Raw genomic sequence first — 24,244 nt, 5'->3', positions numbered from 1 at the left:
AGTGCCCCGCATGACTGCTCACAAGCCCCTCGCCCTCACCGCCGCGACTATCGCCGCCGCCATGGCGCTCGCGGCCTGCTCGGGCGGTGCCGCCTCCAAGTCGGCTTCCGATACGATCGAGATCGGCTCGCTCTACGAACCCGTCAACCTCTCCAACATCGCGGGCGGCGGCCAGGGCGTCACCGAGGCACTGAACGGCAACGTCTACGAGGGCCTCTTCTACCTGGCTGACGACGGCACGATTCAGCCCCAGCTGGCCACCTCCTACGAGGTGAGCGAGGACGGCCTGACCTACACCTTCCACCTGCGTGAGGGCGTGACCTTCTCCGACGGCACAGCCTTCGATTCGGCCGACGCCGTGCACTCGATCAACCGCGTCCTGGCCGAGGATTCGCAGTCTGCGCGAAAGTCACAGCTCGCCGTCATCAACTCGGTCGAGGCCACCGATCCCCAGATGCTGACCGTGACGCTCTCGCAGCGTTCGATTTCGTTGCCCTACAACCTGTCCTACCTATGGATGGTTCCCGAGGGCTTCGATTCCCAGACTGAGACCGACGGCACCGGCCCCTACACGCTGGACGCGTGGACGAAGGGCTCGACTCTCGCCCTCAAGGCCCGAGAGGGGTACTGGGGCGATGCCCCCAAGAACGACGCGGTCACGTTCCACTACTACACGGACGCCACCGCGATGACGAACGCCTTGAGCGCGGGCGACATCGACATCATCACCTCCCTGCAGTCCCCGGACGCGCTGGCCACCTTCCAGGGCAACTCCGACTTCGTGGTCTCCGAGGGCACCTCCACGACGAAGGAACTGCTCGCGTTCAACGACGCGCAGGCCCCCTTCAACGATGCGCGCGTGCGACAGGCTGTCTACTCGGCCATCGACCGCGAGAAGCTGCTCGAGTCCATCTGGGGTGACGCGGGTCAGCTGATCGGATCGATGGTTCCCCCGTCGGACCCGTGGTACGAGGACCTGACCTCCGTCAACCCCTACGATCCCGAGCGCTCCAAGTCGCTGCTGGCCGAGGCGGGGGCGCAGGGACTCAGCTTCACGCTCGACACGCCGTCCTACGACCCTCACCCCACGGTCGCAGAGTTCATCAAGTCCGAGCTGGCTAAGGTGGGAGTGACCGTCACGATCAACACGATCACCGCTGACGAGTGGTACTCGAAGGTCTACAAGGAGCACGACTTCCAAGCGACCCTCCAGGAGCACGTCAATACGCGTGATGTCGTGTGGTACGGCAACCCGAAGTTCTACTGGGGCTACAGCAACGAGGCAGTGACCACCCTGATTGACGAGGCCGAGCAGGCCTCCACCGAGGATGAGCAGACCGAGAAACTGCGTGCCGCCAACGAGCAGATCGCGGCGGACGCGGCGAGCGCGTGGCTCTACCTCTACCCGCAGATCGTCGTCGCGCGTTCCAACGTGTCGGGCTACGGTGTGAACGGCCTGAATTCGCAGTTCTTCGTTTCGGGCATCTCCAAGAACTGATGACTCGTTACCTGCTGCGGCGCACGGGGCTGCTGATCCTCACCGGATCGGCAGCCCTCGTGGCGATTTTCGTTCTCCTGCGCCTGTTGCCGGGTGATCCGGCGAATGCGCTTTTGTCGGGCACGGCCACTCCCGAGCAGATCGAGGCGGCCCGCCGCCAGGTGGGTTCGGACCTGCCGTGGTGGAGCCAGTTCGGCGAGTGGGCCTCGGCGCTGATCCGTGGCGACCTGGGGACCTCGTTCACGTCGGGTTTGAGCGTGAATGATCAGATCGCCTCGCGCATGGCGGTGACGCTGCCGCTGACTCTGGCGGCGTTCGGAATCTCCTTGATCGTGGCGATTGTGCTGGGGTATGTGGCTGCACGTGCGCGCCGCTCCTGGGCGGGAACCGTGATCTCTGCTCTCGCGCAGCTGGGTATCGCCGTGCCCGTGTTCTGGATCGGGATGCTCCTGGTCCTCGCCTTCGCGGTGAATCTGCACTGGCTGCCCGCCTCGGGTTTCCCGGCGCGCGGGTGGACGAATGCCGCGCAAGCGGTGCGCGCGCTCGTGCTGCCGACGCTGACGATCGTCTTGGTGTCCACGGCCTCGTTGACGCGTTACACGCGTAGCGCCGCGCTGGACGTTCTTGACGCCCCCTTCCTGCAGTTTGCGCGCTCCCTGGGTGAGTCGCGCAGCGAGGCGATGGTGCGCCACGGCCTGCGCGTCGCCTCGATCCCGGTCATCTCCATCGCCGGCATCGAGCTGGCTACCACGTTCATCGGCGCGGTTGTTGTTGAGCAGGTGTTTGCCCTTCCGGGCCTTGGCTCGATGCTCACGACAGCGATCGCGCAGCACGACTACCCATCGATTCAGGGGGTTCTCCTCGTGTCGACGGCCCTCGTCCTCGTCATCGGGTTCGCCGCGGATGTCCTGCAGCGCGTCATTGACCCCCGCCTACGGTCCACCCTCAGCGCGGGAGGCCGCCCGTGAACGCCCGTCGCATCCCGCTGTCCCTGATCGTTGGCGTGATCCTCGTGGGCGCGCTCGTGCTCATCGCCCTCGTATCGCTTGCGTGGCTCCCGTACCCGATCGAGGACACGAGCGGTGGACGCCTTGAGGGCTTCTCGGCCGCGCACCTCCTTGGCACGGACCGCCTGGGCCACGACCTGGCGTCGCGCATGATGGTGGGCGCGCGTATTGCGCTCATCGTCGGCGTCGGAGCCGTCGCGGTCGCGGCCATCATCGGCGTGAGCGTTGGCCTGGCGATCACGCTGTCCCGCCCGTGGGTGGACGACGTGGCCTCGGCCCTCCTCGACGTGCTCATCGCCTTCCCGACCCTGCTCCTCGCGATGCTCATCGTCGCGGGCTTCGGCGCCTCCCTGGCCACGGTCACCATTGCAATCGGCGTGGCCGCCTCGGCCGTCGTCGCACGCCTGACGCGCATCCTCGCGCGGCGCGTCCTCGCCGAGCAGTACGTGCTGGCCGCGCGCACCTCCGGAGTCTCCACGTGGGGGATCCTCACCCGCCACGTCCTGCCCAACATCTGGCCGACCCTGGCCACAAACCTGGCCGTCACTATGGGCGGTGCAGTCCTCGCCGAGGCCGGCCTTTCCTACCTGGGTCTAGGTGCGCCCCCGCCGAACGCCTCCTGGGGCCGCCTCCTCCAGGATGCGCAGGCCACCTTTACGACGCAGCCCCTCGGTGCCATCGCCCCGGGCCTTGCGATCGTCGCCGTCGTCCTGGGAGCCAACCTCGCGGCCGATGGCCTGCGTTCCCTCATCGACCCCACCCAGGGAGGTGCCAAGTGAGCCTGTCCATCACCGACCTGAATGTGTGGATCGGGGACACACACATCCTGCGCGGCATCACCCTGGAGGTGCCCGACGGGCAGCACGTCGGCATCATCGGGTCCTCCGGCTCGGGTAAGTCCATGCTGTCTCTGGCGATCATGGGACTGCTGCCCGAGGGCACCCGCGTGGAGGGTTCGATCCGCTGGGACGGCCGCGAGCTTGTGGGTGCCGCCGAACGGGACCTGTGCTCGCTGAGAGGGACGCAGATCTCGATGATGTTCCAGGACCCCGCGACCTCCCTCGACCCGCTTATGCGGCTTGGCAAGCAGATCGCCCTGCCGCTGCGTCGCCACCGCGGCCTGCGAGGTGACGCCCTGCGCGAGGCCATCGACCGTGCGCTCGCCGAAGTCGCCCTGCCCGACCCCGCGCGCATCGCCCGGTCCTTCCCGTACGAGGTCTCTGGCGGCCAGCGCCAGCGCGTCGCCCTGGCCATGACGCTCGCAGCCTCACCCTCCCTGCTCATCGCTGACGAGCCCACGACCGCGCTCGACGTCACCGTCCAGCGCACCGTCCTCGACCTGCTCGACGAGGTCACCCGCGAGCGAGGCGTGAGCCTCCTGTTCATCAGCCACGATCTGCCCGTCGTGACGCGCATGGCTGACCGCGTCATCGTCGTGGACGCAGGCCGCATCACCGACGACGTGCCCGTCGAGGTCATCCGCACAGCGCCGGATACGCTCTCCGACTCGGCGCGCTCCATCGCGTCCGCCGCGCGAGCACTCGACTCCGTCTTCGAGCGCATCGGTGCCGTCCGCCCCGACTCCCAGCCCGGCCGCGCGCCCGGCGAGGCGGGAGAGCGCGAGGGGGAGCCGGCCTCGTTGACCGACAATGAAGGGAACGCCCATGAGTGAGTCGATCCTGAGCGCCCGCGGCGTCTCCTTCCGATACCCGGGCAGTGACGCTGGCCTGGACGACGTCAGCGTTGAGGTTCGCGCGGGTGAGTCGCTCGCCCTCGTCGGTGAGTCGGGCAGCGGCAAGACGACCCTCGCCCGCGTGCTTCTCGGGCTTCTTGCGCCGCGCGTAGGCGAGGTGCTGCTGGACGGCGAGACTGTCCGCTCCTCCTCGAAGTCCTCGATGCGCACGCTGCGCCGTAGCGTCCAGACCGTCTTCCAGGACCCGTTCTCATCCCTGGACCCGCGCATGAAAATCGGCGCGTCCATTGCCGAACCCCTGCACGCCCTGGGCGTCTCTCGGGGCGAAGAGGCTCGCGCTCGCGTGCGCGATGTCCTCACCGACGTCGGCATCGACCCGGCGCGCGCGGGGGAGTACCCCGGCTCGTTCTCGGGCGGCCAGCGCCAGCGCATCGCGATTGCCCGCGCACTCGCGCCCGCGCCGCGGGTCCTCATCGCCGACGAGCCGGTCTCTGCGCTCGACATGTCGACGCGCGCCTCTGTCATGGACCTGCTGGGGGCGATCACGCGGGTGCGGGGTATGGCCCTCGTGCTTGTGTCCCACGACCTGGCGACCGTCGCCTCCACGTGCGACCGTATCGCTGTCATGCAGGAGGGGTGCATCGTCGAGGCCGGGGACACTCGGCGGATCATGTCCGCCCCGCGCGAGCCCTACACGCGCGCACTGATTGAGGCCGTGCCGCGTTTGTAGAGTCAAACGCACGGGTCTTACAGTGGATAAGGAGAACACAGCTCAAGTGAGCACGGACGAATGGGGAGACTGTAATCGTGTCTGCAGATCTGCGGTGCAACGAAGAGACTGAGGCAGCCATGCGTGAGGCTCGCGAGATTGCTGCAGGGCGCATTTCCGCTGCGCGCTATGGCTCTGCGACAGAGGCGTTGAGGGAGAACGATGACAACTGACATGACTGAACTGAGCCGCCGCGGGCGCGCCGCCTACTGGGTGGTCGCCGCCCTGGCCTGGGCGGGCGTTGTCGCCACCCTCATCATTACGGCCTTTGACGGCTACGCGCCGCCAACCTACGTCGAGGAAGGCCTTTTTGCGGGAGCTGCCCACGGCTGGGCGGGAGCGCCAGAGCGTCTTATCAATTGCCTGTCCTACTTCACCGAGCTGTCCAACATGATGGTCGCCATCATCTCGACGGTCCTTGCGCGCCGAAGCCGCGTCGGGAAATGGGGGAGGGCCACGCACCTGTGTTCCCTCATGATGATCACCGTGACTGCGATCGTCTACGCCGTGCTCATTGGCCCCTACGAGGTCCTCACCGGCTTCGCGCTCGTCACGAACCCTCTGCAGCACATCGTCGTCCCGGTCGCCTTCGTGGCCACGGCCGTGCTCGCGGGCCCGCGAGGCGGCATCGCGTGGGGCACGCTGGGCCGCGCCCTACTGATCCCGCTCGCGTGGGTGGCATACACGCTGGCGCGCGGGGCCTTCACCCAACAGTACCCCTACGGCTTCGTCAACGTGTGGCGGCTCGGCTACGCGCAGGTCGCGATCAATATCGTCGCGATTCTGATCGGGGCCCTGCTCTTCATGGCCGTCTTTGCCGGTATTGACTGGATAATCCGACAAACTGGTCAAACTGGTGCAACACGCTCCAAAGGCGCGTAAAGCAACGCCAGAATTCTCCTGTAAAGAATGGTTCTGTGATAGTACGAGCGTCTCGAAGGATAGTCGAAAGTAATGATGGATCTCCCATGTGTCCAGGCATAAAGTGTATAATTAGACCGGGTGTCTAATAGTGAAGGAGCCATCATGAAGATTCTCGTTATTCAAGGAAGCCCCGACGCAGCTAGTTACTCCCAGGAGCTGGCGTCCGCGTACGCCGAGGAGGCAACCAGAGCCGGTCACGAGGTGCGTACCATCGACCTCGCTACGGAGGACTTTGATCCGAACCTGCGCTATGGGTATCGCCAGCACATGGAGGACGAAAGCGCCCCGCAGCGCTACCAGGAGCTGATCGCGTGGGCAGACCACCTGGTCTTCAGCTTCCCGATCTGGTGGTCGGCCGAACCTGCGATCCTCAAGGGATTCATCGATCGTACTTTCACCCCGCGTTTTGCGTACCGATTTGCCGACGGCAAGAGTGAACCGAAGCTGACAGGCAAGACGGCGGCGCTGATCCTCACCTGCCGCGCGCCCGCGTTCTTCTACCGGTTGTACGGAGGGCCGATCACACGCTGGAAGCGCATGGTTCTGGGCTTCGTGGGAATCCGCCTGACGGACACGTTCATTCTCGGCAAGATCGACTACCCGCAGGACACCCCGGAATACCGGGCCGAGTTTGTCGAGTCGATACGACGCTACGCCCGTCGTTGACCTACCGCGCGCCGCCCGCCGGGGCACGACCCCGCCCGGTGGCAGCTAGAGTGAGGTTATGATCAGCGAACCGGGGCTTGTCCCAGAACTTGCCGTGACCGACTACGACCTCTCCAAACGTTTCTGGTGTGATCTCGTCGGCTTCTCCCTCCGCTACGAGCGGCCCGAAGAGGGATTCGGATACCTCGTGTTGGGGAGTGCACACCTGATGCTTGACCAGATTGACCAGGGCAGGACGTGGGCGACTGGCCCCCTCGAGGCGCCGCTCGGTCGCGGGATTAACCTCGAGATTCAGGTCGCAGATCTAGACGCCGCGTGGCGGCGTGTCTCAGCGGCGCGTTGGCCGATCTTCGTCGAACCCGAAGAGAAATGGTATCGAGCGGGCGACGTCGAGATCGGTGTGCGGCAGTTCCTCATCCAGGACCCCGACGGCTACCTCGTGCGCCTCCAGCAGGAGATCGGCGAGCGGCGAGCGCCCGCCGCGAGGGCGTGACGGCCTCGGCCGGGACGCGGGAGCAACCGCTACAGTGGGGCGCGTGACCAGCACTATCTCCCCATCCCTTTCCCGGCGTGGCCGAGCCTCCTACGCGGCGGTCGCCGCCCTCGCCTGGGCGGGCGTCGCCTCGACGATCATCATCAGCACCCTCGGCGGGTACGCGCCGCCCACCTGTGCGCGCTCATGATGATCACCGTGACCGCGGTCGTCCACGCGGTTCTCATCGCCCCCACGAAGACACTGTCGGGCTTCGCGCTGGTCACTAACCCCCTCCAGCACATTGTCGTGCCGATCACTTTCGTCGGAGTCGTCGCGCTCGCGGGGCCGCGCGGCGGCATCACGTCGGGGACACTGGGCCGCGCACTGCTGATCCCGGCCGCGTGGGTTGCCTACACGCTCGTGCGCGGTGCTCTGGTCGATCATCCTTAAAGGTTTCCTCGACCGCGCTGTCACCCCGCGCTTCGGCTGCCGATTCGCCGACTCCAAGAGCCAAGCATTCTTGAAGGGTAAAATCGCTCGTCGCATGTGAGGCTGCAGGAGTGGCGGCATGTTGTGGCTGCGGGTGCCCGATACGTTGCAATGCACCTGTTGGGTCGCGGTGCACCCGTTAGGTCGCAATGCACCCGATCGGAAGGGGTGTATTGCATACCGATCGGGTGCACCGCCAACAAGAACAACCGCGCGAGAGCGCGCGACAGTACCAGCGTGTCGACCCGGTGCGTCGAGGCGCTCGCGTTTGGAGTGCGAGAGCGTCCTCAAGGAGGTGGGTCGCGCGATGCGCCCTACCTCCGCAGGGCGCGTCATGGCCGCGGGGCGAGGCGAGGTGCCGCGCGCCAGCGTTCACCCACCACATGTTCGCGTGCAGGCCGCTAGTGGCCTAGCCACGCCCGCATCCAAGACGTCGCCGGGCACCTCCCGGGCCTTGGGTGGCAGACCTACGACAGATGTGCGCGCGACCCCGGAGATTGTGGCCGCAGCCCTACCGAGGCCCGACCGTGACCGTGGCCAGGCAGACGCGGTCTGCCTCATCCGAGGCCGCCACGTCCACGAGGGCGACGATGCGCCAGTCCATGTCCTCCTCCGGGTCGAACAGGGTCTGCGTGGCCAGCCAGAACGTGCCGGCCGTAGCCTGATCGACCGCCTCCGCGATCGCCTCGATGCGCGCAGCCTGGGCGCGCTCGAAATCGGAAGAAACCGCGGCGGGGACCAGCTCGAGCACGTCCTCGCGGGTCGGGGCCTCGTTCAGGCAGCACAGCGACAGGGCGCGGGCTCGCTGATCGATGCCGATCCACTCGTGCTCCGCCCAGTAGCGCTCGAGCACCGCGTCCCACTCGTCCTCGCCCCACGGGGCGACCACCGGGGTGCGCGAGGCCTCGTCCAGGCGTGCCAAGGCCTCGACGTTGTCGCGGCTCATCGCCTCCACGCGCGCGAACAGCGCACCCCGGATCGCCGTGCGGAACGCGTGACGGTTTGCGCTGAAGGGAACGGTCCCGTCCTCCCGCGCGCCAAACGCGAGCTCCGCGCCCTCGGTACCGCCGGTATCGGCGGCGGGGGAGATCGCCTGCCCCGTGGACATGGCCTCCCACTCGTCCAGCAGCGAGGAGTCCACGGCGCGGATGAGCGCCGACAGCCACGTGATGATCTCGCGCAGCTCCTCCGTCATCAGCTCGTCGGGCACGATCTGGCGTAGCGCACGATACGCGTCCGTCAGGTAGCGCAACACGATGCCCTCGGAGCGTCCCACGTCGTAGCGGCCCACGATCCCCGTGAAGGTCAGTGCGTTCTCGATCATCTCGCGCACGACCGACTTCGGGGAAATCTCCTGATCCTCAATCCACGGGTTCGCGTGCAGGTACACCGCAAACGCGTCGCCCAGCAGGGACGCCAGTGGGCGTGGCCAGGTGACCTCCTCCAGGGCGGCCATGCGCTCGTCGTACTCCATGCCCTGCGCCTTCATCGCGGCCACGGCCTCGGCGCGCGCCGCCTTCTCCTGCGCGAACAGGAGCGGGCGCGGATCCTCCAGGACCGACTCGATGACCGAGACGACATCCAGGGCGAAGGTCGGGGACTCGGGGTCTAAGAACTCGAGCGCAGCCAGCGCGAAGGGCGAAAGCGGCTGATTGAGCGCAAAATCATCCGGCAGATCGGTCGCCGCGCGCAGGCGAGGCTCCCCCGAGGCGAAGGCCTCGCTCGACGACACGTGTTCGACCACGCCCGCCTGCTTCATCGACGTGTAGATCTCTCCCAGGCGGCGCAGGTGCGGGTTGCGATCCTGGGCAGGGTCGTCGTTGTTGCGGGCCAGCCACACCAGGTGCTCACCCGGATCGCGCCCCGCCGAGGGCGCGCCCGCCAGCACGTTGAGGACCATCGCGTGCGTCATCTCGAAACGGCTCGTGAGCTGCTCGGGAGCCGCGTCGACGAGGCGCTCGAAGGTCGAGCGCGTCCACGAAATCTCGCCCTCGCCCGGGCCCTTGCGCTTCTTCGCGGACTTCTTTGCCGCGCGCTTGGCCTCGCGGGCGTCGCGAGCCGCCTCCTGCGCGGCGCTCAGGCGTGCTCGCTCACGGGCAGCCTCGACCTCGTGTTCGGGGGCCAGGACCCGCACGAAACCGACCGTATCAAAACCGGCGCGGCCCGCGCGGCCCGCGATCTGGTGGAACTCGCGCGCGCTCACGTGACGCATGCGCCGCCCGTCATACTTCACCAAGGAGGTCATGAGCACGGTGCGGATCGGCACGTTGATGCCCACGCCCAGGGTGTCCGTGCCGCACACGATTGGCAGCAGGCCGGCCTGCGTGAGGCGCTCGACGAGGCGTCGGTAGCGTGGAAGCATGCCCGCGTGGTGCACGCCGATGCCCTGGGCGAGCAGGGACTTGAGGGTCTGACCGAAGCCCTTCGTGAAGGACACGCCCGCCAGCTGCGCGGCGATCGCCTTCTTCTGCTCGGGTGCAATGAGGGAGGAACGGTCGAAAGACTGCGCGGTGGACACCGCGTCGCGCTGGGAGAAGTGCACGATGTAGACGGGCCAGCGGCCCTCGCCCAGCAGCCGCTCAACCGTGTCGGGTAGGCGGTCCACGACATACTCAAACTCGAGGGGAACGGGGCGGGCCGCGTCGTCGATGAGGGACACGTCGCGGCCGGTGCGTTCCTTCCACGCGCGCTCGAAACGCGTCGTGTCGCCCAGGGTCGCGCTCATGGCGACCACCTGCGGGGTGCGCAGCTCCAGGAGCGGCACCTGCCACGCCCAGCCGCGCTGACGATCCCCGTAGAAGTGGAACTCGTCCATGACGATCATGTCGGCGTCCAGGCTGGGCCCCTCCCGCAGCGACTGATTCGCGAGGATTTCCGCCGTGCAACAGATGATCGGTGCGTTGGCGTTGAGGGACACATCGCCCGTCACCATGCCCACGTTGTCCGCGCCGAACAGGCCGACCAGGTCGAAGAACTTTTCCGACACGAGGGCCTTGAGCGGCGCCGTGTAGTAGGAGCGGCCACCATGGGCCATCGACGTGAAGTGCGCGGCCAGCGCGATCATCGACTTGCCCGAGCCCGTGGGAGTCGCCGCGATGATGTGGTTACCCGCGAGGATCTCGATGAGAGCCTCATCCTGGTGCGGGTAGAGCGGACGGCCGGTGCCCCGCGCCCAGGAGGTGAATGTCTCGTACAGGGCGTCGTCGTCCTCCAGACGGCCCTCGTCCTCCAGGTCGTCCAGGATCTCGTTCAAAGTCGCGCTCATGCCCCCCATTGTCCCAGACGGTGCCCCCGTCTGCGTATCTACCTCACCGTCGCATTGGCGGGATCAACGACGAGGCCGGGGCTACCTCGCGCGTTTGTGCGCGGGGCGGCGCGTGGCGAGATGACACGCGCCCTGGCCTCGGCCATGTGGCAAGATGATCGGGTCCCATACAACGTGCGGGTGTGGCCCGCTGAGCGCGCGAGGCCCCGTGACCCATCCGGAGGCCTCGCCCATAGACTCCCGGGAGGTTCTCGTGGAACAGATAGCCATGATCGAGAAGGAGATCGCCGACTGGATCACGATGCACCTGACGATCGTCATCCTGATCGGCGTGGGCCTCATCCTGACAGTCATCTCCCGCGGCGTGCAGCTGCGCCTTTTCCCTGAGATGGTGCGAACGGTCCTCGGGTCGCGCAAGGGTGCCAACGGTGGCATTTCCTCCTTCCAGGCGTTCGCGATTTCGCTAGCCGCCCGCGTGGGTATCGGCAACGTATTCGGCGTGGCTGCGGCCCTCATGTTCGGTGGCCCCGGAGCGATCTTCTGGATGTGGATCGTTGCCCTGGTCGGTATGGCAACCGCTTTCTTCGAGGCCACGCTCGCGCAAATCTTCAAGGTCAAGCACTCCGACGGTTCCTACCGCGGCGGCCCGGCCTACTACATCAAGCGCGGAATGAAGAACCGCGTGCTGGCAAACGTCTTCGCCGTCATCACCGTGGTCACCTGCGGCATCGTCATCACCTCCGTGCAGTCCAACGCCATCGCCGGAACCCTGACGAGTGCCTTTGGTGAGGCCGCGAAGCAGCCCCTTCCGGGTGCCGGCGGTTTCTCGGCCGCGCAACTCACGGTCGCCGGCCTCATCTTCGTCTTCTCCGCGATGGTGATCTTCGGCGGCATCCGCACCGTCGCCCGCGTCACCGAGTGGATGGCCCCGATCATGGCGACGATCTACGTCATCATGGTCGCGATCATCTGCCTCATGAACATCGGCCAGTTCGGCACCGTGCTCGGCCAGATCTTCACCTCCGCGTTCTCCGCGGACGCCACCGTGGGCGGCCTGGGCGGCGGCATCATCGCGGCGATGATCAACGGCACCAAGCGCGGCCTTTTCTCCAACGAGGCCGGCCAGGGTACCGCTCCCAACGCCGCCGCGACCGCAACCGTGTCCCACCCGGTACGCCAGGGCCTCATCCAGTCCCTGGGTGTCTTCATCGACACGATCGTCGTGTGTACGGCGACCGCGTTCGTCATCCTCATCGCGGGAGCCGAGGTGTGGGGCGGCGCGGACATCAACCCCTCGAACTTGACCACTCTGGCCGTGGCCAGCGAGCTAGGCGCGTGGACGATCGTCCCGATGGCGATCCTCATCTTCGTCCTGGCCTACTCCTCGGTCATCGCGGCCTACGTCTACTCCGACACCAACATGTCCTTCGTGTTCGGTGACGCCCCCTGGGCGACGTGGACGGTGCGCGTCGTGTGCGTGCTCTCGGCGACGGTCGGCGCGCTGCTGAGCCTGGATGTCGTGTGGAACGCCGTCGATATCGCGATGGCGGTCATGACGATCACGAACCTGGTGGCCCTGGTCTTCCTGGCCCGCTGGGTGCTCGGCACCCTGCGCGACTACGAGGCCCAGCGTCGTGACGGCGTCGCCGAACCCGTCTTCGTGGGTGAGAAGAATCCGCTGCTGCCCGGCGACGTTCCCGGTGGCGTGTGGAAGCGCGCAAAGAAGAAGTAACACCTGCTAACGACCTCGCTGCGTGCGCCGGGCACGATGAGTGCCTCGCGCACCCGGCGCGCGTCGGGGCCAGGCACGCACGCGCGCCTGGCCCCTCCCTTCCTCCCGCTCGCCCCGGCCTCGTTGCTTCCGGCGCTGCTCCCGCCCTGTCCGCGCTGGCGGGTTAGGCTAATGCCATGAGAATCGCACGCTTTTCCGATGGAACGAATCCGGTGTACGGTGCCCTTGAGGAGGGGTCGACGAGGATCGTGGGGCTCAAGGGTGACCCGCTGTTTTCGCCCGTGGAGCCCTCCGGCCAGATCTACGAGCTGGACGAGGTGCGCCTGCTCTCCCCGGTGATTCCGCGCTCGAAGGTCGTGGGCATCGGCGATAACTACTCGGACGCCCCGATTCCTGCGGACGAGCGCCTGGAGCCGCCGATCTTCATCAAAGCCAACACCTCAGTCGTGGGGCCCGATGACCCGATCGCGATCCCCGCGTGGTCGAACAAGGTGGCCTTCGAGGGAGAGCTAGCGATCGTCATCAAGTCCCTGGCCAAGGACGTGAGCGTCGAAGATGCGCCGCAGATGATTCTTGGCTACACGATCGCCAACGATGCGACCGCCCGCGATGCGATGACGGGCGGCCCCTGGTCGCGCGGCAAGTCCTTTGACTCGGCGTGCCCGCTGGGCCCGTGGATTACGGTCGATCCTTCTCTTGACGTCACCAACCTGGCGATCCGCTCCTACCTGAACGGCGAGATCGCTCAGGATAGCTCGACCGCGCACATGATCTGGAATCCCTTCGAGCTGGTTTCCTACGTGTCTCAGCAGATGACGCTGCTGCCCGGCGACGTGATTGCCACGGGTGCGCCCGCTGGTGCGCAGATCGTTCACGCTGGTGATCGCGTGGAGATCGAGATCGAGGGGATCGGACGCCTAACGAATCCTGTCGTGCGAGCCTAATTATGTGACCTGTGTGATAAGATTACGTCGTTCTGACAATATCTCCGTCGCATAGGAGCACACCGTGAGCGAACCCCAGTCATCGGGCGCGCTGGCCGTCGAAATGGCCGGTCTGGACGTCATTCCCGAATCCGATCGCAAGGGAAAACCCTCTGACTTGTTCATGCCGTGGTTCGCGGCGAACATCTCGGTTCTGGGTATCTCCTGGGGTTCGTGGGTCCTTGGATTCGGCCTCTCCCTCGCGCAGGCGGTCGTCGTGTCCGTCGTCGGCGTGGCCCTGTCCTTCCTGGTCTGCGGCCTCATCGCGCTCGCCGGTAAGCGCGGCTCCGCCCCGACGCTGGTCCTGTCTCGCGCGGCCTTCGGCTTCAACGGCAACCGTATCTCGGCGGCGATCTCGTGGATCCTCACGGTGGGCTGGGAGACCTTCCTGGCGATCATCGCCGTCCAGGCCACGGCCACCGTCATGGGTGCGCTCGGCTTCACGAACCACGTCGTCGCGCAGGTCATTGCGCTGATCCTCGTCGTCGTCCTGGCGGCGGGATCGGGCATCCTCGGTTTCGAGGCGATCATGAAGGTCCAGACGTGGATCACGTGGGCCACCGCAGCTCTGACAATTGTTTACCTGGTGCTCGTCGCTCCTACGATCGACTTCGCGGTCCTCTCCTCGCGTCCCTCGGCCCCCCTGACCGCTGTCCTCGGCGCGGGCTGCATGCTCCTCGTGGGCTTCGGCTTCGGTTGGATTAACGCGGCCGCCGACTACTCGCGATACCTGCCGCGCGCCGCTTCGACGCGGGGCGTGGTCGGGTGGACGACAGTGGGTGCGGCGCTGCCCACGGTTATCCTCGTCTTCTTCGGCATCCTCCTGGTCGGGTCGGCCGACGAGTCCCTCTCCGAGGCGATCGGGGCCGACCCAATCGGCGCGCTCACCACGCTGCTGCCCACCTGGTTCCTCGTGCCCTTCGCCGTCGTCGCGATTCTGGGGCTCATCGGTGGCATCGTCATGGACATCTATTCCTCGGGCCTGTCGCTGCTGGCCACCGGCGTGCCAGTCTCGCGCCCGGTCGCCACCGCCATTGATGGCACGATCATGACGGTCGGAACGATCGTCGTCGTGTTCTTCGCGGATTCCTTCCTCACCCCATTCACCGCGTTCCTGACGACCCTGGGGGTCGTCATTGCAGCGTGGGGCGGCGTCATGCTGGCGGACATCGCGCTGCGCCGAAAGGACTACGACGAACCCTCGCTCTTCACCCCCTCTGGTCGCTACGGCTCGGTCAACTGGGGCGCCGTCGCCTCCCTGATCGTCGGCTCACTGGTGGGCTGGGGCCTCGTCGTTAACGCCAGTGCCTCCTGGCTGTCCTGGCAGGGCTACCTCCTCGGACCCCTGGGTGGTCGCGAGGGCGACTGGGCGGGTGCAAACATCGGCATCCTCCTGGCGATGGTGGTCGGTTTCATCGGCTACTGGGCAACTAGCGCGGGCCGCGTGCGTGCGCAGGAGAAGCTGCCTTCGCGCACCTACGCCGAGGGCGTGGAAGGCGGCCTGCAGTGAGTGTCGATCCGCGTTTTACGGGCGCTCTCTTAGACGACGAGGCCGTGGCGGGCGCCAGGGTCCTCACCGAGCTTGTGGGGCGCCCGGACGCGCTCGTCGTGCTCGGCTCGGGCCTGGCCGACGCCCTCGACGAGGCCTGGGGCGCGCCCGCGGCCACCGTGCCCCTGGGAGCTATCCCCGGCGTCCTTGCTCCGGTGGCGGATGGGCACGGAGGCGAGTTGCGTTCCTACGAGCGAGATGGGGGAGCGGTCCTCGTGGCCACGGGCCGCACCCACCTGTATGAGGGGTTGGGCCCTCGTCCGGTCACCGCCGTGGCCCGCGCCGCCGTGGCCGCGGGGATTAGTCGTGCGGTTCTTACGAACGCGAACGGCTGTCTAAAGCCCTGGAACCTGGGTGATGTCATGGCGATCACCGACCATGTGAACCTCAGCGGCGCTTCGCCCTTCGACGGTCCGCTGTTCCTGGACGTGTCGGCTCTCTGGGATCCTGAGATGACGGAGGCTCTGCGCGGAGTCTGCCAGCGCGAAGGCGTCTACGCGATGGTGCGCGGCCCCGAGTATCAGACGAGGGCCGAGACCCGGATACTGGCCGGCCTGGGGGTGGACTGCGTGGGCATGTCGACCGTCATGGAGGCCATCTGCCTGCACGCGCTGGGCGTGCGCGTCGCTGGAATGTCGGTCGTCTCCGACCTATCCTTCGCCGACGCCCCGACGGACCCGACCGCCGTCGTCGAGGCGGCGTCCGCAGCCCGTACAACCGTCGTCGCGGGCATCGAGGCGGCCCTGGGCGCCTGAGCGCATCATCACGAGGATCGACGAGGCCGTGGCCGAGAGATGGGTACCCGCCCATCGGCCTCGTGCCCTCTGACAGGAGCGATCAGAGCAGGCCGAGCACCCGCTCCACGATCCGCGAGGCCACGTCCGGGGCGCACGCCAGGTTGATGCGCGCCCACGACGCGTAGTGTGCGCCCAGGGTGATGCCCTCGTTGGCGGCAATGTGCGCGCGTTCACGCAGCGTCGCGGCGGGGGAGAGAGGCCCCAGGTCGACGCCCTCGAAACCCCACCAGGTGAGGTACGTACCTTCGGGACGCGCGAAGTCGATCGGAGTGGGCGCGAGAGCGCGCTCGACGAGGTCGACGTTCGCACGAATCAGCTCCTTCACCTCGCGCTGCCACGCGTCGCCGCGCTCGTAGGCGGCGATCGCGCCCACCGTTCCGATCACGTTGGCGTCGTGGCGAACGTCCGCAGCAAACACGTCCCAGCGTTCGCGCAGTGCCTCGTCGGGCAGGATCACCTGCGCGGAGGGCAGACCGGCGATGTTCCAACCCTTCGACGCGGCGGTCGCTGTGACGGTGTGCGCGGCAAAGGAAGGTCCCAGGGCAGCGTAGGAGATGAAAGGCACCTGCTCGTCAAGCACCAGGGAGGAGTGGATTTCGTCGGAGAATACGAGGGCGTCGTAGCCGCAGACCACGTCGTGCAGGGCGCGCAGCTCGTCCTCGCGTAGGACTCGGCCGAGGGGGTTCCACGGGTTGCACAGGATGACGAGGCCGGCCCCGGCCTCGAGCCCGGCGCGGATGCCCTCCAGGTCGAGAGCCCAGCCGTGCCCGCCGGCGCGCGTGCCGCGCAGTGAGGGCACCTCTATGACGGGATGATCGAACTTCCCCGGGATGGTCAGGAAGGGCATGTAGGCGGGGGTGGGGACGACAATCGGGGCGCCCGGGCGCACCAGGTGGCGGATGGTCGCCTCGAGAGCTGGAAGTACCGCGGCCACGAGGCGCACCTGGGAGGCGTCCACCTCCCAGCCGAAGCGACGCTTCTGGAACTCGGCGGTCGCACCCGCGATGCGCGGCTCCAGCCATGTCGGCTGGTATCCGAGTAGGCCGTCGTCGATTGCTCCCTTCATCGCGTCGGCAACCTCCGGGGCGGTGCCGAAGTCCATCTCGGCGACCCACGCGCCGATCGTCGGCTCGCCGCTTGCGGTCGTGATGCCGGTCCACTTCAGGGAGCCGGTGCGGTAGAGATGAGAATCGGAAAAGAGACGAACGGACACGGCGTCCTCCTGGATGGGTCGTGGATGCGGTCCGGGTCGATCCCGGTCACGTGAAACAGCCTATCCCCGTGCCTCGCCCGCGTCGCAGCGCGCCCACCCATCAAGCGAATGCAACAGCCACCGCTGGAGTAGGATGGGGGAATCATGAGTGAAACAACTGCCACCGGTGCCGACGTTCGCGTCCGCTTCTGTCCCTCGCCCACAGGAACCCCTCACGTCGGCATGGTCCGCACGTGCCTGTTCAACTGGGCCTACGCCCGCCACACGGGAGGAACCTTTGTCTTCCGCATCGAAGACACGGATGCTGCCCGCGACTCCCAGGAGTCCTTCGATCAGATCATCGAGTCCCTGCAGTGGCTGGGCCTCGACTGGGACGAGGGCGTCGGCAAGGGCGGACCGCATGGCCCCTACCGGCAGAGCGAGCGCATGGACATCTACCGTGACGTGGCCGCACGCCTGCTCGAGGCCGGCTACGCCTACGAGTCCTACTCGACCCCGGAGGAGATCGAGGAGCGTCACCGCGCCAGGGGTGAGGACCCCAAGCTTGGTTACGACGGCTTCGACCGCGACCTGACGCAGGAGCAGGTTGCAGCCTTCCGCGCCGAGGGACGCCAGCCTGTCCTGCGCCTGCGCATGCCCGACGAGGACATCACGTTCACGGACCTGATCCGCGGCGAGATTACCTTCAAGGCCGGATCGGTTCCGGACTACGTCATCGTGCGCGCCAACGGTCACCCTCTCTACACGCTGGTCAACCCGATCGACGACGCGCTCATGGAGATCACTCACGTGTTGCGCGGCGAGGATCTGCTCTCCTCGACGCCCCGCCAGATCGTCCTGTACCGCGCGCTCGAGGTCATCGGCGTCGCCAAGTTCATGCCGCGCTTCGGTCACCTGCCCTACGTCATGGGCGAGGGCAACAAGAAGCTGTCCAAGCGCGACCCGGAGTCGAACCTGCTGCTGCACAAGGCCGCAGGTATGATCCCCGAGGGCCTCAACAACTACCTGGCCCTCCTGGGCTGGTCGATCGCCGCGGACCGCGACATCTTCTCCATGGAGGAAATGGCCCAGGCCTTCGACATCTCGGACGTGAACCCGAACCCGGCGCGCTTCGACCAGAAGAAGGCCGTCGCGATTAATGCCGAGCAGATTCGTCTTCTGGACGGCGAGGACTTCCGGGATCGTCTGGTGCCTTTCCTGCATCGCGACGAGGTGGTGTCGGCCGGCTCCTTCGAGGCGCTGACTGATCGCGAGCGCGAGATCCTCACCGAGGCCGCCCCGCTTATCCAGACCCGCATCCAGCTGCTCGGCGAAGCCACGGGCATGCTTGGCTTCCTCTTCGTCTCCGACGACGCCCTGGAGATGGATGAGAAGGCCGTCTCCAAGCTCAAGGACAACGCCGTTGAAGTCCTGGATGCCGCCATCGAGACCGTTGAGGGCCTCGGCGAGTTTACGACCGCGGCCCTCGAAGAATCTCTGCGCGCCCGCATCGTCGATGAGATGGGGGTCAAGCCCCGCTTGGCCTTCGGCCCGCTGCGCGTGGCCGTGACCGGACGCCAGGTCTCCCCGCCGCTGTTCGAGTCGATGGAGATCCTGGGTCGTGATTCCTCGCTGACCCGCCTGCGCGCCCTGCGCGCCTCCCTGGCCTGATCGCCTGAACGAGCCTCGGCCTCGTCTTGCTCGTGTGGGACGAGGCCGGGGTTTCGTTACGCTCGAAGGCCTCCCAATCGCGGGGAGGGGCGGTGGGTGATCGGGACCACTGGCCTTCGATTTGGCATGAGTGTTTTGGTCCGCTACAGTTATCTCCTGTCGCCAGCGACGCGAAAGCGAAGCCGGTGATACCCATTGGGGTATGGTGTAATTGGCAACACAGCTGATTCTGGTTCAGCCATTCTAGGTTCGAGTCCTGGTACCCCAGCGGTCTGAAGCGTAAGTTTCAGTCAAGGCCCCCATCGTCTAGCGGCCTAGGACGACGCCCTCTCACGGCGTTAACACCGGTTCAAATCCGGTTGGGGGTACGGATTCATCATTGAATCAAGGCCCCCATCGTCTAGCGGCCTAGGACGACGCCCTCTCACGGCGTTAACACCGGTTCAAATCCGGTTGGGGGTACCAATAACCTCGTTGCCTTCGCGGTGACGAGGTTTTTTATTGATCGGACGGTCCGCATTTTCTCTTGTGCTTTGCAGAAAAGTTTCGGAACCGTTGCAGTGTGTCTAACCTAGAGGCAGCCCCCATCGGAGGGGACCGATTATGGACGAGGGAGTCAGTCGTGACATGCCGACTCAATAGGACAACGCTGCGCCGAACGCTGGGCGTTGGTGCTGCTATCGCGCTGATGGGGGGTGTTGTCCCAGCTGCGTGGGCCGTGCCCGAGACGCACTCGTTACGCGAGGGTAACGACGCGAACGTAGCTGACGCAGGAACCACCGGAGTTGGCGATGACGTGCTGGTGACAATCCCCGGTAACCACAACAAGGCAATGGGGTGCGACGCTGACTGGGCGCCCGGCTGCGAGAAGGCTGCGCTAACGCGCGACGCGACGGGCGTGTATTCAGCGACGTTTACCCTGCCCGCAGGTGACTACGAGTACAAGGTCGCCGAAGGCGGCTCGTGGGACGTCGCGTTCGGCGTCGGGGGAGCGGCCGGTGGGGCCAACATCGCCTACACCCTGAAGGAAACGACCCAGGTGACCTTCTACTACAACCAGATGACGCACCGCGTGTGGAACACCGCCACCGACCAGATGGTGACGCTGCCCGGCTCCCTCCAGAAGGCACTGGGCTGCGCGGACAACTGGAAGCCCGAATGCCTGGCACCCCTCATGGAACCCGTGGGAGGCGGCACCTACACCTATGCGACGAGCGCCCTGCCGGAAGGCTCCTACGAGGTCAAGGTTGCCATCGGTGGATCCTGGAACGAGAATTACGGGCAAGATGGTGCCGCAGGTGGCGCCAACTACCAGTTTGCAACGAAAGCGAACAAGCTCGTGACCTTCACCTACGATTCTGCGACGCACAAGCTCGACATCGCGGCCTCCGACGCTCCAGTCGCGGGTTCGAGCGAGCAGCGCGCCTACTGGGTGAGTGCGAACGTCCTCGCCTGGCCGGCGTCCCTGCTGCCGCAGGGCGTCACTCGTTCGCAGGTGCTCGATGGATCCGCGCAGCTGTCCTACGAGCTGGTGACCTCCCCCGAGGGCGGCGCGGGTCTGTCGGACGGTGGCATCACCGGTGCGACCACGAAAGCCCTGACCGTCGCGGGCGACCTGCCCGCTGAGGTGACGACGGCTCACCCCAACCTCAACGGATACATCGCCCTGAAGGCACCCCTCGACGAGGCCGGTGCCCGCGAGGCCCTCACCGGCCAGATCGCGGTGGCACAGAAGTCGGGCGACACCGTCAATGCCTTCACCGGCGTGCAGATCGCTCCCGTCCTCGACTCCCTCTACGCGGCCAAGGCAGCCCAGGCCTCGTACGGCGTTCACTGGAACGAGGCGGGCAACCCGACCTTCGCGCTGTGGGCACCCACGGCAAAGAATGTCACCTTGCTGACCTGGAACACCTCAACTCCGCGAGGCTCCGACGCGGAGGTGAACGGCGAGGCCCTGCGCACAGACGCCAAGCGTGGTGAGGATGGCCGCTGGAGCGTGGACAACGCCGGTGGAGACATCCATGAGGGGGCCCAGTACCTGTGGGAGGTGAGCGTCTACGTTCCTGAAACGGGCCGCGTGGAAAAGAACCTTGTGACCGACCCCTACTCGGTGGGCCTGACAGCCGATTCGACACGTTCCGTGGCCGTGAACATGGATAACCCGTCGATCGCTCCCACCGTGTGGAAGGAATCCAAGGCCCCCGTCATCGAGGATGATGCCCAACGAGCGATTTACGAGCTGCACGTGCGTGACTTCTCGGCAGTGGACAATTCGGTGCCCGAAGACATGCGCGGCACCTACATGGCGTTCACGCAGTTCGAGTCCAACGGCATGCGCCACCTTGACGAGCTGGCCCGTTCCGGCATGAATACGGTTCACCTGTTGCCGACCTTCGACATTGCGACCATTCCTGAGAAACGAGCCAACCAGAAGCAGCCGGTGATCCCCGAGGAGGCCGGCCCCGCCGACGAGGCGCAGCAGGCCGCCGTGGCCGCAGTGGCCGATCAGGACGCCTACAACTGGGGCTACGACCCGCTGCACTGGATGGCCCCCGAGGGGTCCTACGCGACCTCGTCCCACCAGAACGGCGGTTCGCGTGTTCGTGAGTTCCGCTCCATGGTGGGCGGGCTGCACGCGATCGGCCTGCAGGTCGTCCTCGACCAGGTCTACAACCACACGCCCGCGGCCGGCCAGTCCGCACAGTCCGTGCTCGACCGTGTCGTCCCGGGCTACTACCAGCGCCTCAATGCCTCCGGCGGCGTGGAGACCTCGACCTGCTGCTCGAATGTCGCGACCGAAAACGTGATGAGCGAGCGCCTCATGATCGACTCGATGATCCACTGGGCGAAGTACTACCACGTTGACGGCTTCCGATTTGACCTGATGGGCCACCACCCGGCTGAACAGATGAAGCGCGCCAAGGCCGCCCTGTCGTCCCTGACGCTGGACAAGGATGGCGTGGACGGCTCGCGCCTGTACATCTATGGCGAGGGCTGGAACTTCGGCGAGGTCGCGAACAACGCCCTGTTCACCCAGGCCACCCAGGGGCAGCTGGATGGTACCGGTATCGGCGCGTTCAATGACCGCTTGCGCGACGCCGTGCACGGCGGCGGCCCCTTCGATGAGGATCATCGCGTGCTGCAGGGCTTCGGCTCGGGCGCGTTCTCGGACCTCAACGGACTGGATACTCGCTCCGAGGCGGATCGCCGCGCCGACTACCTGCACCGAGTTGACCTCGTGAAGCTTGGCCTGGCAGGCAACCTCAAGGACTACACGTTGACAACCTACGACGGTCAGACCGTGACGGGTGCGAAGCTGGACTACAACGGCCAGGGTGCCGGATTTGCTTCCGCGCCCGCGGAGAACGTCAACTACGTGGACGCCCATGACAACGAGACGCTCTTCGACCTGATCACCTACAAGATGCCCGCGGATGCTCCCATGGACAATCGCGTGCGTATGTCGCTGATCAGCCAGGCATCCGTGGCGCTGTCGCAGTCGCCGTCCTTCTGGGCCTCGGGCACGGAGATGCTGCGCTCGAAGTCACTGGACCGCGATTCCTTCAACTCCGGTGATCATTTCAATGCGATCGACTGGACGATGCGCGACAACGGCTTTGGCCGTGGCCTGCCGGTCAAGTCGAAGAATGGTTCCGCCTGGAACCACATGCGCCCGCTCCTGGAGAACCCCGATCTGAAGCCGAGCCCGGCGCAGATTGATACCTCCTCGGAGATCGCGATGGACTTCCTGCGCGTGCGCTCATCCTCGCGCCTGTTCACCCTGGGCAGCGCGGACCTGATCCGGTCGAAGGTCTCCTTCCCGAACTCGGGTGCCGGTGCCGTGGATGGCACGATCGTCATGCTCATCAATGACGAGGCCGGGGCGGGGCACGACGTTGACGCGAAGCTCGACGGTGCTCTCGTGGTCTTCAATGCGACGGGGGAGTCTGTTACGACCGCGGTCGAGGGGCTGGCGGGCCGGGTCTTCACGCTGCACGGGGCCCAGGCCAACGGCTCTGACTCGGTCGTCAAGGGTGCCTCTTTCGATGCGAAGACGGGGTCTGTCACGGTTCCGGCTCGCACGGTTGCGGTCTTCACGCAGGCGGCGGGGGATCGCGTCGACCCCAACGCCGCGCCGGATCCGGATACCGCCCAGTGGGTCGCTTCGGGTGATGGCCGTTGGTGGCTGCGTTACGCGGATGGTTCGTATCCCTCCAACGAGCGCGTTGTCCGTGGCGGCGTGACCTACTCCTTTGACGCGAACGGCTGGATGAAGTCCGGCTGGCAGGTCGAGGATGGCGCGTGGCGCTACTACGCGCCGTCCGGCGCGATGGCAACCGGCTGGACCGCTGTGGGCGGCACCTGGTACTACCTGGATCCCGACAGCGGGGCCATGGCAACCGGCTGGCTGCAGGATGGTTCGACCTGGTACTACCTGAACGCTAATGGCTCGATGGCCAGCGGTTGGGTGAACCACGGCGGCGGCTGGTACTACCTCAACGGCAACGGCTCGATGGTCACTGGCTGGGCGTCGGTCGGCGGCTCTTGGTATTACCTGACGGAATCCGGCCAGATGGCAATCGGATGGGTGAAGGACGGTAATAGCTGGTACTTCTGCCATCCGTCGGGCGTCATGGCGACCGGTCGCGTCGTTATCGGCGGCGCCGCCTACACCTTCGATGCTTCGGGCCGCTGGGTCTCCTAGCGCGTAGGTACCCAAACGGGTGGGCCGGGACGATTCATTCGTCCCGGCCCACCCGTTTGCGTTGTGCGCTCGTGCGTCTTACAGGTCCGCCGCTTCCTCAACGGTGGAGAGAAACTCGGTGAGCCTGTTGGCAGCTGCCATCACGGAGGGGCCGTGCTGGCGTCCGGGCTGGCGGCCCATGCGATCGATGGGTCCGGAGATGGACAGGGCTGCCAGGACGCGGCCCGAGGGGCCACGCACGGGAGCGGAGACCGAGGCTACGCCGGGTTCGCGCTCGCCCACGGACTGTGCCCAGCCGCGGCGACGCACCTCGGAGAGCATGGTCGCGTTGAAGGAGGCGCCGTACAGGCCGCGGTGCAGGCGATCGGGCTCTTCCCAAGCGAGCAGGACCTGGGCGGCAGAGCCTGCGCTCATGGAGAGCGTTGCGCCCACGGGGATCGAGTCGCGCAGGCCCATTTCACGTTCGGAGGCGGCCACGCACACGCGGTAATCGCCCTGGCGGCGGAAGAGCTGGGAGGATTCCTTCGTGTGGTCGCGCAGCGCCTGAAGGACCGGCATGGAGGCCTGGAGCAGGCGATCTTCGCCGGCGGCCGAGGAAAGTTCCTGCAGTCGGGGCCCCAGAATGAAACGTCCCTGCATGTCGCGGGCGACCATGCGGTGATACTCAAGGGCGACGGCCAGTCGGTGGGCGGTGGGGCGAGCGAGCCCCGTGCTGGAAACGAGTTGGGCGAGGGTGGCGGGTCCGGCTTCAAGCGCGCTGAGAACCAGCGCAGCCTTGTCGAGAACGCCGACGCCACTGGATGTTTGCTCTTCCATACAACTATTTAAT

18 protein-coding genes, 3 tRNA genes and 1 pseudogene are annotated in these 24,244 nt (G+C 66.4%); 19 read left to right on the top strand and 3 right to left on the bottom strand.

Annotation, left to right across the window (positions count from 1 at the left end):
• Positions 1-10 precede the first annotated feature (10 nt).
• From RDV55_RS01270 to RDV55_RS01225, 10 genes and pseudogenes are all read left to right on the top strand, one after another.
• On the top strand, positions 11-1,498 hold the full coding sequence (locus tag RDV55_RS01270; RefSeq protein WP_111822902.1) for an ABC transporter substrate-binding protein: 1,488 nt from the start codon (positions 11-13) through the stop codon (positions 1,496-1,498).
• Positions 1,498-2,466, top strand: a complete 969-nt coding sequence (locus RDV55_RS01265; RefSeq protein WP_111822903.1) for an ABC transporter permease — start codon at positions 1,498-1,500, stop codon at positions 2,464-2,466. The genes RDV55_RS01270 and RDV55_RS01265 overlap by 1 nt, the downstream gene beginning before the upstream one ends.
• The gene (locus RDV55_RS01260) at positions 2,463-3,284 is read left to right on the top strand and encodes an ABC transporter permease (protein ID WP_111822904.1); all 822 of its coding nucleotides are present in this window, start codon (positions 2,463-2,465) and stop codon (positions 3,282-3,284) included. The genes RDV55_RS01265 and RDV55_RS01260 overlap by 4 nt, the downstream gene beginning before the upstream one ends.
• On the top strand, positions 3,281-4,177 hold the full coding sequence (locus RDV55_RS01255) for an ATP-binding cassette domain-containing protein (RefSeq protein ID WP_111822905.1): 897 nt from the start codon (positions 3,281-3,283) through the stop codon (positions 4,175-4,177). Before RDV55_RS01260 ends, RDV55_RS01255 begins: the two co-directional genes overlap by 4 nt.
• On the top strand, positions 4,170-4,928 hold the full coding sequence (locus RDV55_RS01250; protein ID WP_111822906.1) for an ABC transporter ATP-binding protein: 759 nt from the start codon (positions 4,170-4,172) through the stop codon (positions 4,926-4,928). The genes RDV55_RS01255 and RDV55_RS01250 overlap by 8 nt, the downstream gene beginning before the upstream one ends.
• Before the next feature lie 77 nt (positions 4,929-5,005).
• Positions 5,006-5,140, top strand: coding sequence for a hypothetical protein (locus tag RDV55_RS01245; protein WP_309187977.1), 135 nt, complete (start codon positions 5,006-5,008; stop codon positions 5,138-5,140).
• A 1-nt stretch (position 5,141) separates the two neighbouring features.
• Entirely contained in the window at positions 5,142-5,849 is a 708-nt protein-coding gene (locus tag RDV55_RS01240) for a Pr6Pr family membrane protein (protein ID WP_111822907.1), read from the top strand.
• A 144-nt stretch (positions 5,850-5,993) separates the two neighbouring features.
• On the top strand, positions 5,994-6,557 hold the full coding sequence (locus RDV55_RS01235) for an NAD(P)H-dependent oxidoreductase (protein ID WP_111822908.1): 564 nt from the start codon (positions 5,994-5,996) through the stop codon (positions 6,555-6,557).
• A 58-nt stretch (positions 6,558-6,615) separates the two neighbouring features.
• On the top strand, positions 6,616-7,050 hold the full coding sequence (locus tag RDV55_RS01230) for a bleomycin resistance protein (protein ID WP_111822909.1): 435 nt from the start codon (positions 6,616-6,618) through the stop codon (positions 7,048-7,050).
• A 43-nt stretch (positions 7,051-7,093) separates the two neighbouring features.
• Positions 7,094-7,464 (top strand): annotated as a pseudogene (locus RDV55_RS01225) (Pr6Pr family membrane protein); the annotation flags it as partial.
• 568 nt (positions 7,465-8,032) lie between these two features.
• Here RDV55_RS01225 and RDV55_RS01220 read toward each other — a convergent pair.
• On the bottom strand, positions 8,033-10,786 hold the full coding sequence (locus RDV55_RS01220) for a DEAD/DEAH box helicase (RefSeq protein WP_111822910.1): 2,754 nt from the start codon (positions 10,784-10,786) through the stop codon (positions 8,033-8,035).
• Positions 10,787-11,039: 253 nt separating this feature from the next.
• Here RDV55_RS01220 and RDV55_RS01215 point away from each other — a divergent pair, with 253 nt between their 5' ends.
• The 4 genes from RDV55_RS01215 (at position 11,040) to RDV55_RS01200 (ending at position 15,805) form a co-directional block, all read left to right on the top strand.
• Positions 11,040-12,518 (top strand): alanine/glycine:cation symporter family protein, encoded by a 1,479-nt coding sequence (locus RDV55_RS01215; RefSeq protein ID WP_111822911.1) that lies wholly within the window; start codon positions 11,040-11,042, stop codon positions 12,516-12,518.
• 176 nt (positions 12,519-12,694) lie between these two features.
• On the top strand, positions 12,695-13,462 hold the full coding sequence (locus RDV55_RS01210) for a fumarylacetoacetate hydrolase family protein (protein WP_111822912.1): 768 nt from the start codon (positions 12,695-12,697) through the stop codon (positions 13,460-13,462).
• A 103-nt stretch (positions 13,463-13,565) separates the two neighbouring features.
• Positions 13,566-15,011 carry a purine-cytosine permease family protein gene (locus RDV55_RS01205; RefSeq protein WP_111823132.1) on the top strand — a complete coding sequence of 482 codons (1,446 nt, stop codon included), beginning with the start codon at positions 13,566-13,568 and terminating at the stop codon, positions 15,009-15,011.
• The gene (locus RDV55_RS01200; protein ID WP_111822913.1) at positions 15,008-15,805 is read left to right on the top strand and encodes a purine-nucleoside phosphorylase; all 798 of its coding nucleotides are present in this window, start codon (positions 15,008-15,010) and stop codon (positions 15,803-15,805) included. The genes RDV55_RS01205 and RDV55_RS01200 overlap by 4 nt, the downstream gene beginning before the upstream one ends.
• Positions 15,806-15,887: 82 nt before the next feature.
• On the opposite strand, the gene RDV55_RS01195 is transcribed toward RDV55_RS01200, so the two are convergent.
• Positions 15,888-17,060: a MalY/PatB family protein gene (locus RDV55_RS01195; RefSeq protein ID WP_111822914.1), complete on the bottom strand. Its 1,173-nt coding sequence runs from the start codon at positions 17,058-17,060 to the stop codon at positions 15,888-15,890.
• 144 nt (positions 17,061-17,204) lie between these two features.
• Here RDV55_RS01195 and gltX point away from each other — a divergent pair, with 144 nt between their 5' ends.
• The 5 genes from gltX (at position 17,205) to pulA (ending at position 23,415) form a co-directional block, all read left to right on the top strand.
• Positions 17,205-18,710: a glutamate--tRNA ligase gene (gene gltX, locus RDV55_RS01190; RefSeq protein ID WP_111822915.1), complete on the top strand. Its 1,506-nt coding sequence runs from the start codon at positions 17,205-17,207 to the stop codon at positions 18,708-18,710.
• Positions 18,711-18,906: 196 nt separating this feature from the next.
• Positions 18,907-18,978: transfer RNA gene (locus RDV55_RS01185), tRNA-Gln, on the top strand.
• A 27-nt stretch (positions 18,979-19,005) separates the two neighbouring features.
• A tRNA-Glu gene (locus RDV55_RS01180) sits at positions 19,006-19,078 on the top strand.
• Between the two features lie 21 nt (positions 19,079-19,099).
• Positions 19,100-19,175, top strand: a tRNA-Glu gene (locus RDV55_RS01175).
• 157 nt (positions 19,176-19,332) lie between these two features.
• Positions 19,333-23,415 carry a pullulanase-type alpha-1,6-glucosidase gene (gene pulA, locus RDV55_RS01170; protein WP_111822916.1) on the top strand — a complete coding sequence of 1,361 codons (4,083 nt, stop codon included), beginning with the start codon at positions 19,333-19,335 and terminating at the stop codon, positions 23,413-23,415.
• Between the two features lie 78 nt (positions 23,416-23,493).
• Here pulA and RDV55_RS01165 read toward each other — a convergent pair whose 3' ends face one another.
• Entirely contained in the window at positions 23,494-24,231 is a 738-nt protein-coding gene (locus RDV55_RS01165) for an IclR family transcriptional regulator (RefSeq protein WP_111822917.1), read from the bottom strand.
• Positions 24,232-24,244: the final 13 nt, after the last annotated feature.

The sequence above is a fragment of the Schaalia odontolytica genome, from assembly GCF_031191545.1.
GTDB lineage: Bacteria > Actinomycetota > Actinomycetes > Actinomycetales > Actinomycetaceae > Pauljensenia > Pauljensenia odontolytica.
The sequence above is the reverse complement of the archived record's forward strand: the minus strand, read 5'-3'. Positions and strand labels throughout refer to the sequence as shown.

What these genes read in the sequence shown, in the direction of transcription:
- RDV55_RS01270 (WP_111822902.1), top strand. Translation starts at nt 11, where the DNA reads ATGACTGCTCACAAGCCCCTCGCCCTCACCGCCGCGACTATCGCCGCC.
- RDV55_RS01265 (WP_111822903.1), top strand. Translation starts at nt 1,498, where the DNA reads ATGACTCGTTACCTGCTGCGGCGCACGGGGCTGCTGATCCTCACCGGA.
- RDV55_RS01250 (WP_111822906.1), top strand. Translation starts at nt 4,170, where the DNA reads ATGAGTGAGTCGATCCTGAGCGCCCGCGGCGTCTCCTTCCGATACCCG.
- RDV55_RS01240 (WP_111822907.1), top strand. Translation starts at nt 5,142, where the DNA reads ATGACTGAACTGAGCCGCCGCGGGCGCGCCGCCTACTGGGTGGTCGCC.
- RDV55_RS01235 (WP_111822908.1), top strand. Translation starts at nt 5,994, where the DNA reads ATGAAGATTCTCGTTATTCAAGGAAGCCCCGACGCAGCTAGTTACTCC.
- RDV55_RS01230 (WP_111822909.1), top strand. Translation starts at nt 6,616, where the DNA reads ATGATCAGCGAACCGGGGCTTGTCCCAGAACTTGCCGTGACCGACTAC.
- RDV55_RS01220 (WP_111822910.1), bottom strand. Translation starts at nt 10,786, where the DNA reads ATGAGCGCGACTTTGAACGAGATCCTGGACGACCTGGAGGACGAGGGC.
- RDV55_RS01210 (WP_111822912.1), top strand. Translation starts at nt 12,695, where the DNA reads ATGAGAATCGCACGCTTTTCCGATGGAACGAATCCGGTGTACGGTGCC.
- RDV55_RS01205 (WP_111823132.1), top strand. Translation starts at nt 13,566, where the DNA reads ATGGCCGGTCTGGACGTCATTCCCGAATCCGATCGCAAGGGAAAACCC.
- gltX (WP_111822915.1), top strand. Translation starts at nt 17,205, where the DNA reads ATGAGTGAAACAACTGCCACCGGTGCCGACGTTCGCGTCCGCTTCTGT.
- RDV55_RS01165 (WP_111822917.1), bottom strand. Translation starts at nt 24,231, where the DNA reads ATGGAAGAGCAAACATCCAGTGGCGTCGGCGTTCTCGACAAGGCTGCG.